This window comes from Sulfitobacter sp. 1A13679 (assembly GCF_043557115.1).
In the GTDB taxonomy this organism is placed as follows: Bacteria; Pseudomonadota; Alphaproteobacteria; order Rhodobacterales; family Rhodobacteraceae; genus Sulfitobacter; species Sulfitobacter faviae.
This window is the reverse complement of sequence record NZ_JBIFFO010000007.1, coordinates 51,309-67,555: the sequence shown is the minus strand read 5'-3', so window position 1 is coordinate 67,555 and position 16,247 is coordinate 51,309. Positions and strand designations below refer to the sequence as shown.

Below are 16,247 nucleotides of genomic sequence, written 5' to 3'. Positions count from 1 at the left end.
CAGATGGGGGGTTCGCCCGGGCGGCGCGTTGCGCTAAGACGGGTCCGGTCAAACACGCGGAAGGGCGGCATGAAACAGGTTCAGGACTATATTCGCACGATCGTCGATTTTCCCCATGAGGGGATCATGTTTCGTGACGTGACAACGCTTTTTGCCGATCCGCGCGGGTTTCGCATGGCGATCGATCAGATGCTGCACCCCTATGCGGGGATTGCGATTGATAAGGTCGTGGGGCTGGAGGCGCGCGGTTTCATTCTTGGCGGGGCGATTGCGCACCAGTTGAGCGTGGGTTTCGTGCCGATCCGCAAGAAGGGCAAGCTGCCGGGCACGGTGATCAGTCAGGAATATCAGCTTGAATATGGCGAGGCCATTGTCGAGCTGCATGACGATGCGATCAAACCGGGTGAGAAGGTTTTGGTTGTGGATGATCTTTTGGCCACCGGCGGCACGGCGGAAGCCGGGATCAAACTGATTGAGCGTTTGGGGGGCGAGATCGTTTCCTGCGCCTTTATCATTGATCTGCCCGAGTTGGGCGGGCGCAAGCGTTTGGAAGCGCTTGGCAAAGAGGTCCATGCGCTCTGCGCTTTCGACGGGCTTTAAGCCCCTAGGACGGCGCCGGGGTTCATGATGCCTTGGGGGTCGAGCGCCGTTTTGATGGCGCGCATGGCGGTGAGTTTGGCGGGGTCGCCGTAGCGTTCGAGGTCGTCGACTTTGATGCGGCCCACGCCATGTTCCGCGCTGAATGAGCCGCCGAGGTCGTGGACGAGGTCGTGCACCAGACGTTTCACGGCGTCGCGCTTGTCTTCGTAATCGGCGCGGCTTTTGCCCTTTGCGGGGAAGACGTTGTAGTGCAGGTTGCCGTCTCCGACATGGCCGAAACAGTTGATGCGGAAATCGCCGAGGGCGTTCAGCGCTTTGGTAGCGCGGGTGATGAATTCGGGGATCGCGCCGAGGGGCACCGAGATGTCATGGCTGGAGACCGAGCCGATCAGGCGGTTGGCCTCGGGGATGGTTTCGCGGATGGTCCAGAAGTCTTGGGCCTGTTGGGCGTTCTGGGCGATGAGGCCGTCGGAGACGAGGCCCGCGTCGAGGGCGGCGGCGAAGAGGGCCTCTAGGGCGGCGTCGGTATCGATCTCTCCGGGGGTGCCGATGTCGATCAGGACGCACCATTGCGGGGTTTCGGCGAAAGGTTGGCGGATGTTGGGCAGGGTTTCGTTAAGGAAATCGAAACCTCTTCGGTGCATCAATTCGAAAGCGCTGATCATTTCGCCCAAGTGATCGCGCGCGAGGGAGAGGAGCGCCAATGCGGCGGCGGGGCTCTCGACCACCATGAGCGCGGTGCCGCTGCGGGCGGGGCGCGCGTAGAGCTTGAGGGCCGCGGCGGTGATCACGCCGAGGGTGCCTTCGGCGCCGATCAGCAGGTTGCGCAGATCGTAGCCGGTGTTGTTTTTGCGCAGGCGGGTCAGCCCGTGCCAGATTTGGCCGTCAGGCAGGACGGCTTCGAGGCCGAGGCAGAGGTCGCGGGCATTGCCGTAGCGCAGCACGCCGGTGCCGCCTGCGTTGGTCGAAAGCGTGCCGCCGATGCGCGCGGTGCCCTCGGCGGCGAGAGACAGGGGGAAGAGGCGGTTTCCCTCTTCGGCGGCGGTTTGGACATCGGCGAGGATCGTGCCTGCTTCGGCGACCAGCACATTCTCTTCGGGCAGGACGGCCCGGATGCGGTTCATGCGTTCGAGGGAGAGGATGAGCGGTGCGGGACCATCGCTGCTGATCTGGCCGCCGACAAGCCCGGTGCCGCCGCCATAGGGCACGACCGGCACGCGGGCGGCATGGGCGGCGCGGATCAGGGTGGCGACCTCTTCGGTGCTGCGCGGCAGGGCCAAGACGCCCCCCTGCCCCGCGTAGCGGCCGCGGGGTTCTTCGAGGTAGCGCTGCTCGGGATCGCGCAGCACATCGTCTGGCAGTTGCGCGCGCAGGGTGTCGATGAAGGCGGTGTCGGCGGGGTTCAGTGTCATGGGCCTTTGATCCTGCGCGGGGCGCGCAGATGCAAGGGCAAAGCGCCGGACCGGCGGGGAGAATGCGAGGCGATCATGCCCCGGCGATGCTTATGTTGTCAGCGAAGCGTTTCGCCTTGAGGCTTAGCCTACGTCCGTGCGGCCGCGCCGGTCTTTTCGGAGAGAAGCGTAGAGCACATGGGTCCGCCAGCGGCCATCGATTTGCAGATAGCTCTGCGCGACGCCCTCGTATTTGAAGCCCGCCTTTTCGAGCAGGCCGCGGGAGGCTTGGTTTTCGGGCAGGCAGGCGGCCTCGATGCGCGACAGGTCGAGGCGGGTGAAGGCCTGATGCACCGTCGCTTCGATCGCCTCGCGCATGTAGCCTTGGCGGGCAAAGGGTTCGCCCGTCCAATAGCCCAGGGTGCCGGATTGAGCCGGCCCGCGACGGATGTTGTCGAGGGTGATCGCACCGACGAGGTTTTGGTCGCTGCGCCGGATCAGAAAGAGCGGCATGGCATTGCCCGAGGAGACCGAACGTTGCGCCCAGTAGACACGGTTGGTGAAAGCCTTGCGGGTCAAGTGATCCTCGGCCCACGTCGGTTCCCACGGGCGCAGGTAGTCGTTGCTGGCGCGGCGTAGGGCGGCCCAGGCGCGAAAATCGGCGTGGATCGGCGGGCGCAGGGTCAGCCGTTCCGTCTCTATCCGCAGTTTGCGTCGCCCCAGCATCAGGCGGCGCGTCGGTTGTGAAGGTCGTCCAGCGTCGGGGCGGCGTCGACCGGGCCGTAGAGCGCGAGGGCCGCAGGGGCTTGCGTGGCCATGCGTTCGGCGAAGTCGCGCACGTCGCCGGTGGTCACCGCGTCGATCTGCGCGACGGTTTCTTCCAGCGGCGGCACGCGGTCCCAGATCTGGATCAGCCGGGCCAGACGTTCGGCACGGTTGGAGGGGCTTTCCAGCCCCATGAGCAGCCCGGCCTTCATCTGCGCACGGGCGCGGGCGACTTCGGCAGGCGACATGTCGGAGGCGGCGCGCTTCATCTCGTCGATGGTGATATTGGCCAGTTCGGGCAGTTGTTCGGCGCTGGTGCCGGCGTAGATCGTGGTCATGCCCGTGTCGGCATAGGCGCCCGCTTGCGCGAAGATCGTGTAGCAAAGGCCGCGATTCTCGCGAATCTCTTGGAACAGGCGGGAGGACATGCCGCCGCCCAAGGCCGAGGCATAGATCTGGGCAATGTAGATGTCGTCGGAGCGGTACCCGGGGCTTTCAAAGCCGAGCGCGAAATGGGCCTGTTCTAGCTGTTTGACCTGTCGATATTCGCCGCCGCCAAAACGGGCGCTGTCGATCTGGTAGAGCGTCTTGGCGGGCATGTCGCCAAAGAGGCTTTCGGCGAGCTTGACGATTCTGTCGTGGTCCACCGCACCGGCAGCCGAAAGGATCATCTGCTCCGGCCCGTAGTGATCGGCGATGAAACGTTGCAAATCATCGCGCGAGAAGGCGGAGACCCGCTCGCTTGGCCCAAGGATCGTGCGGCCGATGGGCTGATCCGGGTAGGCTTGCTCTTGCAGCCAGTCGAAAATCACATCGTCGGGCGTGTCGAGCGCTTGGCCGATCTCTTGCAGGATCACGCCGCGTTCGACTTCGACTTCCGAAGGGTCCAGTACCGGGTTGCGCAGAATGTCGGCGATCACGTCGAGGCCGAGCGCCACGTCATTTTCCAACACGCGGGCATAATAGGCCGTCACTTCGCGCGAGGTATAGGCGTTGATATAGCCGCCCACATCCTCAATCGCCTCGGCGATTTGCAGCGAAGAACGGGTCGCGGTGCCTTTGAACGCCATATGTTCGAGGAAATGCGCGATGCCGTTTTGCTGCGGCGTCTCATGCCGCGCGCCTGCGTTGACCCAGACGCCGATGGCGGAGGAGGCAAGCCCCTCCATATGCTCGGTCACGATGCGAAAGCCGTTGGGCAATGTGGTCTGTTGTAGGCTCACGCGGAGAGGTTTCCTTTGATATGCGCTTTGAGCGCGTCGAGGTCGTTAGGCAGCCGGGTGAAACGTTCTTCCCGGTCGAAAAGGTCCGCCATACGGGGCGGCAGGCCCGGGCGGATGCCAGTGGCGGCTTCGACCGCGTCGGGGAATTTTGCCGGATGGGCGGTGGCCAGCGTGACCATCGGCGTGGCCGGATCGCGCAGATCATCCGCGACCTTCACGCCGACGGCGGAATGCGGGCAGAGCAGCTCACCCGTGGTGCGCCGGCGGTCAGCGATGGTGGCGGTGGTTTCCTCTTCGGAGACGCGGCCCGAGCGGTAGATGTCTTGCAGAGCTTGCATCGCCCCTTGAGAGACGTCGAAACCGCCCTGCCCCAATTCGTCCATCAACTGCGCCACGGCACCGGCGTCGCGGTCATAGGCGTCAAAGAGGGCGCGTTCGAAATTCGAGGAGACCTGAATGTCCATCGAGGGGCTGATCGAGGGGGTCACGCTTCCCTTGTGATAGCCTTGACCCGAGAGGCAGCGATGCAGGATGTCGTTCTGGTTGGTGGCAACGACCAGATCGGCGATGGGCAGGCCCATGCGCTTGGCGATATAGCCCGCGAAAATGTCGCCAAAGTTGCCGGTAGGCACGGTGAAGCTGACCTCACGCAGGGGCGCGCCAAGGCTCGTAGCGGCGGTGAAGTAATAGACCACCTGCGCCAGCACCCGGCCCCAGTTGATCGAATTCACCCCTGCCAGCCGCACGGTATCGCGGAAGTCGAAATCGTTGAACATGTCCTTAAGGCGCGCTTGGCAATCGTCAAAATCGCCGTCGATGGCCAGCGCGTGCACGTTGGATTCCGCGGGCGTTGTCATCTGTCGGCGCTGCACGTCGGACACGCGGCCATGGGGGTAGAGGATGAAGACGTCGACATTGTCGAGGCCCTTGAAAGCTTCGATCGCGGCAGAACCGGTGTCGCCCGAGGTCGCGCCGACGATGGTCACCCGCTCGCCCTTGCGGCCCAAAGCCGCTTGGAACATCTGGCCGATGAGCTGCATCGCGAAGTCTTTGAACGCCAGTGTCGGGCCGTGGAAGAGTTCCAGCAGGAAGTGGTTCGGCGCGAGTTGCACCATGGGCGCGCGGGCGGTGTGGCCGAAGCCCTCATAGGCGCGGGCGATGATGGCGCGGAATTCGTCGTCGGTGAAAGTGTCGCCGATGAAGGGACGCATAACGGTAAATGCGACCTCTTCGTAGCTCTGGCCCTGCATGGCGCTGATTTGTTCCGCGCTCAGCGTCGGAATCGTTTCGGGCACATAAAGGCCACCGTCACGGGCAAGGCCGGTCAGCATCGCCTCTTCGAAGGACAGAACAGGGGCGGAGCCACGGGTAGAGATATAGCGCATAGGGTCAGTCGACTTTCGGCGTTGCAGGGGCGCGGCGGCGGCGCAGGAAAAGGACGGTCATCGCCAGCCAGATGGCGGCGAGGGAAAACCAGGTGATCGCATATTGCAAGTGATCGTTGGGGATGCGGGCGGTATCGACGGGCAGCGGGGTGATCTTTGGGTCCGGCCCGGTGCCTTCGCGCATGACGATCAAAAGCGGTTCGGTGTCGAGGGTTTCGGCCATGACATCCACATCGCGGGCGAACCAGATGTTGCGGTCGGTGTCGGCCTCGGGCGTGAAACTGTCAACCTCTTGCGGCCATTGCAGGTTGCCGGTCAGGGTGGCGGTGCCAGCGGGGGCGATGGCGTCTTTGTTCGATGTGGCGGTAAAGCCGAGGTCGATGAGCACGCGCCGCCCGCCTTCCAGGTCCATGGGTGCGATGACGCGGTATCCCGCACCTTTCTGCTTTTGGCTGACCAGCACATGCAGTGCCTGCTCCCCAATCTCTCCGCTGACGGTGACAGGCAGATAGGCGTCGGCTTCTGAATCGGGATCGGCGGGTAAGGCCACGGGCGTGGCGGCGATGCGATTGTTGATGTCGGCGATGACCGCCTCTTTCCACGCCAGCCGCTGCACCTGCCAGACCCCGAGTGCGACGAGGATGGCTGCCCCGCCAAGGCCGACGATGATGAAGAACAGGCTGCGCCGCATTCGAATCTCTCTGGCTGAAACGACAAACGCGCGAAGAGGGCTTCGCGCGTTTGGGTTTTACGGGTGTGGGGCGCGGATGCAACCCCGCCCTATGGTCAGGGCTGGCCCCACATGTAGACGGCGAAGAACAGGAACAGCCAGACCACGTCAACGAAGTGCCAGTACCACGCTGCCGCCTCGAAGCCGACATGGCGTTCGGGGGTGAAGTGGCCGCGCATGGCGCGCAGCAGGCAAACGAAGAGGAAGATCGTGCCGATGATCACGTGGAAACCGTGGAAGCCGGTCGCCATGAAGAAGCTGGAGAAATACATGTCGCCGCCGAATGTCCAATCGTCATGGACCAGCAGTTCATAGTATTCGTAAGCCTGCAGCGCAGTGAAGAGCACGCCGAGGATCACCGCGATGGTCAGGCCCGAGATCAGGTCTTTGCGGTTGTTTTCATGGGCCAGCGCATGGTGCGCCCATGTCACGGCACAGCCCGACAGCAGCAGAACCAGCGTGTTGATCAGCGGCAGGTGGAAGGCGTCGACCGCGTGAATGTCGGGCTGGACGTATTCCGTGCCGACATATTCATACATCGGATAAAGGGCCTGTTTGAAGAAGGACCAGAACCACGCGACGAAGAACATGACTTCGGACATGATGAAGAGGATGAAACCATAGCGCAGGCCGATGCGCACCACGCCGGTGTGATCGCCCACTTCGCTTTCGGAGACCACTTCGGCCCACCATCCGAACATGACGTAGAGGGTGGCCACCAGACCGCCCAAGAAGACGAAGGGGGTCATCCCGTGCATCCACAGGACAGCGCCCGCCAGCATGACAAATCCGCCTACCGACCCCAGCAGCGGCCAGGTCGAGGGGGGGAGAATATGGTAGTCGTGGTTTTTTGCATGGGCCATGGTTGCGGGTCCCTCACCTTTGTTCAATCAGGTCGTTAATTGGTTGTTGTGGCGCTGTCCTGATCAAGGGCGGCATAGCCCTCGGGCAGGTCAATTTCGTAGAATGTATAGGACAGAGTGATGGTATGTACAAACTTCCCATCACGGTCTTCGACCATTTCCGGGTCGACGAAAAAGCTTACCGGCATCTGCACGCGCTCGCCCGGGGCCAGCACCTGTTCGGTAAAGCAAAAGCAGTCGATCTTCTCGAAGAAGGCCCCGGCGGTATAGGGGGTGACGTTATAGCTCGCCTGCCCCGCCACCGGTTTGTCGGTCGGGTTGTACGCCTCGTAGAAGGCCAACCCGGTCTCGCCGATGCGGATCTCCATTTCGCGGACCACGGGCTTGAATTCCCACGGCATACCGTCGTTCAGGGAGCCGTCGAAACGGACCTTGACCGTCTTATCCAGCACGTCGGCGCTGGCGGCAGAGACCTGCCCCGGCGTGCCGCCAAAGCCGGTGACGCGACAGAACCAGTCGTAAAACGGTACCGACGCCCAAGCGAGGCCGCCCATAAGCACCACCACGCCGACGGTTTGCATCACTGTTTTCTGAGGACCGGAAAGCGCCATTACTGTGTCACCTCACGTTGCTCCGGGGGGAGTTCGAAATCGGTCTGGGTGATCTTGACGTAGGTCAACGCCATAATCAGCACCACGAAGGCACCCAGCATCAGGCCCACGCCGATGTTGCGGCCGCGGCGGCGATTGTGAAGCTCATGCTCTGGTCGGATGCCCATTACCAGCCCCCCAAGCCAAAGGTGCGCAGAGCCGCTTCGCCCAGGATCGCGCCGAAGTGCAAGAAGAGATAGGCCAGCGACAGGCGGAAGAACTTGCGCTCTTCGGCATAGTCGTCACCCTCGGCCATGACCTCATCCCGCTTCCAGATACGGTAGGCGCCCAAAAGGAAAGCCGCGTTCAGCACCAGCGCCACGGCGAAATAGAAGATACCGCCGATGGCCGTGAAGGCCGTGCCGATGGCCAGAGCGGCCAGAAGGACGGTGTAGACAAAGATATGCAGCCGCGTGGCCGGGCGGCCATGGGTCACGGTCAGCATCGGCACCTTGGCGTCGTCGTAGTCCGAGCGCATGAAGAGCGCCAGCGCCCAGAAATGCGGCGGGGTCCACATGAAGATCAGCGCGAACATCAGCCATGCCTCGACCGAGAAGTTGCCCGTGGCGGCGACCCAGCCGATCACCGGCGGGAAAGCCCCCGCGGCACCGCCGATGACGATGTTCTGCGGCGTCAGACGCTTGAGCCACATGGTATAGAAAACAGCATAGAAAAGGATGGTGAAAAGCAGCATCCCCCCCGCCAGAAGGTTGGTCGCCAGCGCCAGCATCATCACCGAAAGACCCGAGAGCGCCACGCCAAGCGTCAGCGCCTCTCCGGGTTGAACCCGGCCCGAGGGGATCGGGCGCCCGCGCGTGCGGCGCATCACCGCGTCGATATCGGCGTCCCACCACATGTTCAGCGCGCCCGAGGCACCGCCGCCGATGGCGATGAACAGGATCGCGCAAAAGCCGATGACGGGATTGACCGAAACCGGCGCGGCCAACAGCCCCACGAAGGCCGTGAAGACGACCAACGACATGACGCGCGGTTTCAGCAGGGCGAAGTAATCCCCCAGCTGCGCGTCGTATTCACTTGTTGGCGTATTGGTGATGTCAGTCATCCCGAACCTTCCAAGGGTAAACACGGGGCACGGGCCTGCGCCCTGCCCCGTGGAACTGGCTTACTTAGAGGCGACGGTCAGCGGCTGTTCGATGCCAGCATATTCCGCCTTGGCGTTGCCAAGCCATTCCGCATAGGCCTCTTCCGAAACCACTTTGACGGTGATCGGCATATAGGCGTGGGCCTGACCGCAAAGCTCGGAGCACTGGCCGTAGTAGACGCCTTCCTGCTCGGCGGTGAACCACAGTTCGGCCAGACGGCCCGGCACGCCATCCTGTTTCACGCCGAAGGCGGGGATGGTCCAAGAGTGGATCACGTCGCTAGCGGTGACCTGCACGACGATGGTCTTACCCACGGGGATCACGACGGATGTGTCAGTGGCCAGCAGGAAGTCATCGCGGCTGTAGCCTTCGTCTTCAAGCTTGGCGACCATCGCGTCATTCAGCACGAAGGGTGTCACGTCCTCATCGCCATCGCCCAGCGTGGCCGGAGCGCCGATCATGTAGCTGTCAAAGGCGATCTCTTCGTCGACATATTCATAGGTCCAGTACCACTGGTTGCCGATGGCCTTGATCGTGATGTCCGCTTCGGGGATTTCCTGCTGGCGGAACAGGATCGGCAGCGAATAGGCACCGATCAGCACAAGGATGAGAATCGGCCCGATCGTCCAGGCGATTTCGATCGGGGTGTGGTGGGTAAAGGACGAGGGGTTCGGGTTCCGCTTTTTGTTGTAGCGGATCATGACCCAGATGATCAGACCAGTCACGAAGACGGTGATCGCCGTGATGATCACCAGAATCAGGTGATCCAAATCATGGATATCCCGCGCCAATTCGGTAACGGCGGGTTGAAAGCCTGTCTCGCCGTCAACAGGTCTGCCGATGACATCAAGCCCGTCAATGCGCAGGCTGTCCTGTGCCAATGCAGGCAAGGCGGCAAGGCTGGTCAAAAGACCGGAAAGGGGGAGTAGATGTTTCATATGTCGTCCTGATCTTGTGACCATTAAGAAGCCGATAAGCACCCCAAACCGCTGCTGCGATCCGGTGCCGTTGTAATCCTGGGTGCTTACAATCATATTCTGCCTACAAGATAAAGTCACATGCTTGCGTCATAGAGCCGCGCGAGACAGTTTTGTGACAGCAAGCAAGGATACCCCCGATGAGCCGCGCGCATTTCACCCCCTTCGAGGCCGATCTGGACCGAGAAACCGCTCTGAGCGTGCTGCGCGAGGCCGTGGCCGGCGCCGATGACGGTGAATTATTTCTCGAACGGCGCCGCTCTGAGGCGCTGGTTTTCGACGACGGCCGCCTCAAAACCGCCAGCTATGATGCCGCCGAGGGCTTTGGCCTGCGCGCCGTGCGCGGTGAGGTGGCAGGCTACGCCCATTCGACCGAGCTGAGCGAAGCGGCCCTGCGCCGCGCGGCGGAAACGGCGCGGCTGGCGGTCGGCGATGGCGGCGGCACTTGGGCAGATGCGCCTCAGGCCAGCAACACGCGTCTCTATACGGACGAAGACCCCATTGCGGGCCACGCCTTCCCGGTCAAGGTCGATACCCTGCGCGAGATCGACGCCTATGCCCGCAGCCTCGATTCCCGCGTGGTACAGGTGAGCGCCACGATCGCCGCCAGCATCCAAGAGGTCGAGATTCTCCGCCCCGAAGGACATTCGGTGCGTGACGTCCGCCCGATGACGCGGGTCAATGTCTCGGTCATCGTCGAGCAGGACGGCCGCCGCGAAAGCGGCGGTGTCGGCGGCGGCGGGCGGATCGGGCTGGACGGCATGCTGGCCCCCGAAGATTGGCAGGCGAAGGTCCGCGAAGCCCTGCGGATCGCTTGCGTGAACCTCGAAGCCGTCCCCGCCCCGGCGGGCGTGATGGACGTGGTGCTTGGCCCCGGCTGGCCCGGCATCCTGCTGCACGAAGCCATCGGCCACGGGCTTGAGGGCGATTTCAACCGCAAGGGCTCCAGCGCCTTCGCCGGGCTGATGGGCCAACAGATCGCAGCCAAGGGCGTGACCGTGCTAGACGACGGCACGATCCCCGAGCGGCGCGGCTCAATCTCTGTCGATGACGAGGGCACCCCCTCGGCGCGCAATGTGCTGATCGAAGATGGTAAGCTGGTCGGCTATATGCAGGACCGTCAGAATGGGCGGCTGATGGGCAGCGCCTCAACGGGCAACGGGAGGCGGCAATCCTATGCGCATATCCCGATGCCGCGCATGACCAACACCTATATGCTGGGCGGCGACGCGGCACCGGGCGATATCGTGGCCGACCTCAAGGACGGGATCTATGCCGTGGGCTTCGGCGGCGGCCAGGTCGATATCACCAATGGCAAATTCGTCTTCTCCTGCACCGAGGCTTACCGTGTGCAGAACGGCAAGATCGGCGCGCCGGTCAAAGGCGCGACCTTGATCGGCGATGGGGCTACGGCCTTGCAAAAGATCCGCGCCATCGGCAACGACCCGACGCTCGACCCCGGCATGGGCAACTGCGGCAAGCAGGGGCAGTGGGTGCCGGTGGGTGTCGGACAGCCCACTTTGATGATCGGCGGGCTGACCGTCGGCGGGGCTGCGACCTGACGGCACGCTGGGGTTGAATCAAATACGCGGGGAAATCTTCATAGGTTGTTAAGCACTAAATCCTATACCTGATTCTGCAACGGACGGAGTTTCGGGATGACTGACAAGGACCTACATCCTTCTTCCACTCACCCCCCACTCCCACCCACCCAGGAAGATGAACAGTTTGCCCGGCTTCGTCTGTTGCGCTCTCGCCGTGTGGGTATTTCGACCTATCGGCGCTTGTTGGATGAACATGGCTCTGCCCAAGAGGCGCTGAAGGCGCTGCCGGAAGTCGCGCGTGCCGCCGGGATATCAGACTACCGCATCTGCCCCGAAGGGGTGGTTCAGGCGGAACTCAACGCCGCCCGCCGCGCCGGGGCCCGGCTGTTGGTTGAGGGGGAGGCACCCTACCCGCGCCTGCTCAGCGACCTACCCGATGCGCCGCCCTTCCTATGGCTGATCGGCGACCCGCCATTGCTGGGCCGTCCGATGATCTCCCTCGTGGGCGCGCGAAACGCCTCTTCGCTTGGTCTGCGCATGGCCCGCAGCCTCGCCGCCGAATTGGGGGAAGCTGGGTTTGTCGTCGTCTCCGGCCTTGCTCGGGGGATCGACGCGGCGGCGCATGAGGCCGCATTGCCCCGCGGCACCATCGCCGTGCAGGCGGGCGGGGTCGACATTATATACCCTAATGAGAACACCGCGCTGGCGGGCCAGATCGCCGCGCAGGGGCTGCGGCTGTCAGAGCAACCGATGGGGCTGCAACCGATGGCCCGGCACTTCCCCCGCCGCAATCGCATCATCTCGGGCCTGAGCCGCGCGACGGTGGTGGTTGAGGCGGCGGCCCGCTCGGGCAGTTTGATCACCGCCCGCGACGCTCTCGATCAGGGCCGCGACGTGCTTGCGGTCCCCGGCCATCCGATGGACGCCCGCGCGGCAGGTTGCAACATGCTGATCCGCGACGGCGCGGTGCTGGTGCGCTCTGCCGCGGATGTGTTGGAGGTCTTTCCGGAGGGGGGAGCTCAAACCGCGGCACCGCCCATCAAGCCCCCCGCGGCCCCGCGCCCGGAAACACCGCTGCGAAACCAAAGCCCGGTCGCGAAGCTCCATGCACAGATCCTCTCCCGTCTCGGCCATGCGCCGGTTGCGGAGGATCAGTTGATCCGCGATTTGCAAGTGCCGAGTAGCGATGTCGCCCCCGCGCTCCTCGATCTTGAGATGGAGGGGGAAATTCAGCGCCAACCCGGCGGGCTGCTCAGCCGCTCTGCATGACGCCACGAAGGAGCGCGGCCCGGTCAAAGCGCCGCGAAACCGGGGACCAACCGGGGGGCAGTTGGTCGGGCCAAGCAAGCCTCGAATGCCGAGGGTCGATGCCGCCGAAAGGGCCCATCCGGCCCGCGAAACCGCTGCGCCGCAAACCCGTGATACGCAGCAGCTGCATTGACAAACACCCCTGCAATCCCACATGAGACAGCGCAAAGCCGCCCCCGTTTTTGATCTAAGGTGCCTGTATTTATGCCCGTCGTCGTCGTCGAATCCCCAGCCAAGGCCAAAACGATCAACAAATATCTGGGCGACGATTACACCGTTCTCGCCTCTTACGGCCACGTCCGCGACCTGCCGCCAAAAGACGGCTCGGTGGATACCGACGCCGATTTCGACATGAAATGGGAGGTCGCCAGCGACAGCAAGAAACACGTCAAGGCCATCGCCGATGCGCTGGCCCAAGACAACGCATTGATCCTCGCGACTGACCCCGACCGCGAAGGTGAGGCGATCAGCTGGCACCTGCAAGAGGCACTGACCAAGCGCAAATCGATCAAGAAGGACACGCCGGTGAGCCGCGTGGTCTTTAACCAGATCACCCAAAAGGCGGTGACCGAGGCGATGCAGAACCCGCGTCAGGTCGACATGCCGCTGGTAGAGGCCTACCTCGCCCGCCGCGCGCTGGACTATCTGGTGGGGTTCAACCTCTCGCCCGTGCTCTGGCGCAAGCTGCCGGGCGCCAAGTCTGCGGGCCGCGTGCAATCGGTCACCCTGCGCCTCATCGTCGAGCGCGAGATGGAGATCGAGGCTTTCCGCGCCCGTGAGTATTGGTCAGTAAAGGCGCTGCTCGCCACCCCGCGCGGTCAGGAGTTCGAAGCCCGTCTCGTCTCGCTCGCTGGCAAGAAGCTGGAGCGGTTCGATCTCGCAGACGCCACGCAGGCCGAAATGGCGGTGCAGGCGATCACCAGCCGGGCGCTGAAGGTGATGAACGTCGAGGCGAAACCGGCGAGCCGCAACCCTTCGGCCCCCTTCATGACCTCGACCCTGCAGCAGGAGGCCAGCCGCAAGTTCTCCATGGGCGCACGCCAGACCATGTCGACCGCACAGCGCCTCTATGAGGCCGGGCACATCACCTACATGCGGACCGACGGTATCGACATGGCGCCCGAGGCCGTCTCGATGGCGCGCGAAGCGATCAAGGACCGTTTTGGCGCGGACTACGTGCCGAAAGAGCCGCGCATCTACAAGAACAAGGCGAAGAACGCGCAGGAAGCCCACGAATGTATCCGCCCCACGGATATGACCAAGGACGCCAAGGCGCTGAAGCTCGATGCCGATCAGGCGAAACTCTATGACCTGATCTGGAAACGCACCCTCGCCTGCCAGATGGAAAGCGCCCGGCTGGAGCGCACCACCGTCGAGATCGGCAGCGACGACGCGCAGGTCGGGTTGCGCGCCAATGGTCAGGTCGTGCTCTTCGACGGTTTCCTGCGGGTCTACGAAGAAGGCCGCGACGATGTCGTCGACGAGGACGACAAACGCCTGCCCCAGATCAGCCAAGGCGACGCGATGGACAAGCGCAGCGTCACGCCCGAGCAACATTTCACCCAGCCCCCGCCGCGCTACACCGAGGCGACGCTGGTCAAGAAGATGGAAGAGCTGGGCATCGGCCGCCCCTCGACCTATGCCAGCATCGTCACCACGATTCAGGACCGCGAATATGTTCGCAAGGATGGCAACCGCCTGATCCCCGAGGACAAGGGCCGTCTGGTGACCGCCTTTCTTGAAAACTACTTCCGCCGCTACATCGGCTATGACTTCACCGCCGATCTGGAAGACCAGCTCGATAAGGTCAGCGCCGGGGATGCCGCCTATAAAGAAGTGCTGCGCCGCTTCTGGCGCGATTTCTCGGCCGCCATCGCGGAGACGTCGGAGCTTCGCATCACCGAGGTGCTGGAAAAGATCAACGAGGTACTGGAGCCGCATCTCTTCCCGCCCACCGAAGACGGCAGTGACCCGCGGCTTTGCCCCAATTGCGAGATTGGCCGCCTGTCGATGCGCACCGCGCGCTCGGGCGGTGCCTTCATCGGCTGTTCGAACTACCCCGAATGCCGCTATACCCGCCCCTTCGGCCCACCAGACCCGGAGGCCGAAGCCTCGGCCATTCCGCCCGACGGCAAGCTGCTGGGTGAGGATCAGGGCGACGAGATCCGCGTATTCAAGGGCCGTTTCGGGCCCTATGTCCAGCGCGGCCCGGTGACGGAAGAGAACAAGAAACCCCCGCGCCAGTCGATCCCCAAGGATTGGGTGCCCGAGGATCTGACGCTGGAACAGGGCGTGATGCTCCTGTCGCTCCCGCGTGAGATCGGCCCCCACCCCGAGGATGGCGTCATGGTCTGGGCCAACATCGGGCGCTATGGGCCTTACATCAAGCACGCCGAAAGCACCTCGCACCGGGGCGGCACCAATGCCAATCTCGAAGGCATCGATGAGGTTTGGACCGTCGGCATGAACCGCGCGGTGCAGTTGTTGGCCGAGAAAGTCGCCAGCCGCGGTGGCCGGGGCAAGGCCGCGAAACCGATCCGTGAGATGGGCGAGCACCCGGATATGGGCGGCGCGGTCAACGTCATGGAAGGCAAATACGGGCCTTATGTGAAATGGGAAAAGGTCAACGCCACGATCCCGAAAGAGATCGAACCGGCGGACCTGACCATGGAGCGCGCGGTGGAGCTGATCGAAGAGAAGCTCGCCAAATCCCCCGCCAAACGTAAAGCGGCGACAAAGAAAGCGCCGGCCAAGAAGACGGCAGCCAAAAAGCCCGCGGCGAAAAAGACGTCCACCAAAAAGGCCCCGGCAAAGACGGCGACCAAGAAACCTGCGGCCAAGAAAACAACCGCGAAAAAAGCCGACGGCGCGTAAGCCGCGCCTAGGCACAGCAACCGCGCCGGGGGATCGGCGCGGTTCCGCCTGTGGCCTGCCTTTATATCCAGCATCATGAATATGTGATTTGCCATTCGCCTTCGATTTTCGGATCAGGGGCGGCGGCAAGACCACTATGAAAGGCAGATCAATGTCAGGCATGAAATTCACCCGGCGCGGGCTTATCGCCGCAAGCGGCGCGGCGCTGATGACGCCGCAGATCCTGCGCGCGCAGGAACCCGGCCAAGCGCCCCGCGAATATTCCGCCGAACCTCCGGTGTCGCGCAACACGTCGAGCTTTGCCACCCAGCGTTGGCGGGACCATTTCGACAGCCTTGGCAAAGGCGCGATCGTGGCCGACACCACCAGCCGAGCGCTGCATTACTGGAGCGCGGACGGTCAGACCTATAAGGTCTACCCCACCTCCGTGCCCGCCACCGAAGAGCTGACCAAACGCGGCTATACCGAAATCGTGCGCAAGAAAGTCGGCCCCGATTGGACGCCCACCGCCTCGATGATGGAGCGTTTCCCGCATTACAAATACATGCCACCGGGCCCAGACAATCCGCTCGGCACCCACGCGATGTATCTTAGCTGGCCTGCCTATATCATCCACGGCACCCATGACACGCGCAAGATCGGGCGGCGGTCCTCGGACGGTTGCATCGGGCTTTATAACGAGAAGATCGAAGAACTTTTCGGCCTCTGCCCCGTGGGCACGCAGGTGCGCATCATCTGACCTTCCGGGCGGCCTTTCCTGCGTAGCACCACGTAATTGACACTGCCCCGACGCAGGGTCACATATGGCGCAGCGAAACTGTAGGGAGGTCGCCC

15 protein-coding genes are annotated in these 16,247 nt (G+C 63.3%); 5 read left to right on the top strand and 10 right to left on the bottom strand.

Annotated elements, in window-relative coordinates; genetic code table 11:
• Positions 1 to 69: 69 nt before the first annotated feature.
• The gene (locus ACGYLA_RS07440; RefSeq protein ID WP_271693186.1) at positions 70 to 600 is read left to right on the top strand and encodes an adenine phosphoribosyltransferase; all 531 of its coding nucleotides are present in this window, start codon (positions 70 to 72) and stop codon (positions 598 to 600) included.
• Here ACGYLA_RS07440 and ACGYLA_RS07435 read toward each other — a convergent pair.
• From ACGYLA_RS07435 to coxB, 10 genes are all read right to left on the bottom strand, one after another.
• Complete coding sequence (locus ACGYLA_RS07435; protein ID WP_394431521.1) at positions 597 to 2,012, bottom strand: FAD-binding oxidoreductase; 1,416 nt, start codon at positions 2,010 to 2,012, stop codon at positions 597 to 599. The genes ACGYLA_RS07440 and ACGYLA_RS07435 overlap by 4 nt on opposite strands.
• Before the next feature lie 123 nt (positions 2,013 to 2,135).
• Positions 2,136 to 2,720: a GNAT family N-acetyltransferase gene (locus ACGYLA_RS07430; protein ID WP_067267819.1), complete on the bottom strand. Its 585-nt coding sequence runs from the start codon at positions 2,718 to 2,720 to the stop codon at positions 2,136 to 2,138.
• A complete protein-coding gene (locus ACGYLA_RS07425) occupies positions 2,717 to 3,979 on the bottom strand; it encodes a pitrilysin family protein (RefSeq protein ID WP_271688014.1) in 1,263 nt (420 codons plus the stop codon). The genes ACGYLA_RS07430 and ACGYLA_RS07425 overlap by 4 nt, the downstream gene beginning before the upstream one ends.
• Complete coding sequence (thrC, locus tag ACGYLA_RS07420) at positions 3,976 to 5,364, bottom strand: threonine synthase (RefSeq protein ID WP_394431519.1); 1,389 nt, start codon at positions 5,362 to 5,364, stop codon at positions 3,976 to 3,978. Before thrC ends, ACGYLA_RS07425 begins: the two co-directional genes overlap by 4 nt.
• Positions 5,365 to 5,368: 4 nt before the next feature.
• Positions 5,369 to 6,055, bottom strand: a complete 687-nt coding sequence (locus ACGYLA_RS07415; RefSeq protein WP_394431517.1) for an SURF1 family protein — start codon at positions 6,053 to 6,055, stop codon at positions 5,369 to 5,371.
• A 95-nt stretch (positions 6,056 to 6,150) separates the two neighbouring features.
• Positions 6,151 to 6,957, bottom strand: coding sequence for a cytochrome c oxidase subunit 3 (locus ACGYLA_RS07410; protein WP_271688018.1), 807 nt, complete (start codon positions 6,955 to 6,957; stop codon positions 6,151 to 6,153).
• Positions 6,958 to 6,992: 35 nt separating this feature from the next.
• Positions 6,993 to 7,568, bottom strand: a complete 576-nt coding sequence (locus tag ACGYLA_RS07405) for a cytochrome c oxidase assembly protein (protein ID WP_394410158.1) — start codon at positions 7,566 to 7,568, stop codon at positions 6,993 to 6,995.
• A complete protein-coding gene (locus ACGYLA_RS07400) occupies positions 7,568 to 7,735 on the bottom strand; it encodes a cytochrome C oxidase assembly protein (RefSeq protein WP_271688021.1) in 168 nt (55 codons plus the stop codon). Before ACGYLA_RS07400 ends, ACGYLA_RS07405 begins: the two co-directional genes overlap by 1 nt.
• Positions 7,735 to 8,670: a heme o synthase gene (gene cyoE, locus ACGYLA_RS07395; protein WP_394431515.1), complete on the bottom strand. Its 936-nt coding sequence runs from the start codon at positions 8,668 to 8,670 to the stop codon at positions 7,735 to 7,737. The genes ACGYLA_RS07400 and cyoE overlap by 1 nt, the downstream gene beginning before the upstream one ends.
• A 60-nt stretch (positions 8,671 to 8,730) precedes the next feature.
• Entirely contained in the window at positions 8,731 to 9,648 is a 918-nt protein-coding gene (coxB, locus tag ACGYLA_RS07390; protein WP_394431513.1) for a cytochrome c oxidase subunit II, read from the bottom strand.
• Between the two features lie 179 nt (positions 9,649 to 9,827).
• Between coxB and tldD the strand changes: the two genes are divergently transcribed.
• The 4 genes from tldD to ACGYLA_RS07370 all read left to right on the top strand — a co-directional run bounded on the left by tldD (position 9,828) and on the right by ACGYLA_RS07370 (position 16,152).
• Positions 9,828 to 11,249 (top strand): metalloprotease TldD, encoded by a 1,422-nt coding sequence (tldD, locus tag ACGYLA_RS07385; RefSeq protein WP_394431511.1) that lies wholly within the window; start codon positions 9,828 to 9,830, stop codon positions 11,247 to 11,249.
• A 96-nt stretch (positions 11,250 to 11,345) separates the two neighbouring features.
• A complete protein-coding gene (dprA, locus tag ACGYLA_RS07380; RefSeq protein WP_394431509.1) occupies positions 11,346 to 12,500 on the top strand; it encodes a DNA-processing protein DprA in 1,155 nt (384 codons plus the stop codon).
• Positions 12,501 to 12,743: 243 nt separating this feature from the next.
• The gene (topA, locus tag ACGYLA_RS07375; RefSeq protein WP_394431507.1) at positions 12,744 to 15,413 is read left to right on the top strand and encodes a type I DNA topoisomerase; all 2,670 of its coding nucleotides are present in this window, start codon (positions 12,744 to 12,746) and stop codon (positions 15,411 to 15,413) included.
• A gap of 151 nt (positions 15,414 to 15,564) precedes the next feature.
• The gene (locus tag ACGYLA_RS07370; RefSeq protein WP_394416720.1) at positions 15,565 to 16,152 is read left to right on the top strand and encodes a L,D-transpeptidase; all 588 of its coding nucleotides are present in this window, start codon (positions 15,565 to 15,567) and stop codon (positions 16,150 to 16,152) included.
• The last annotated feature ends 95 nt before the right edge of the window (positions 16,153 to 16,247 follow it).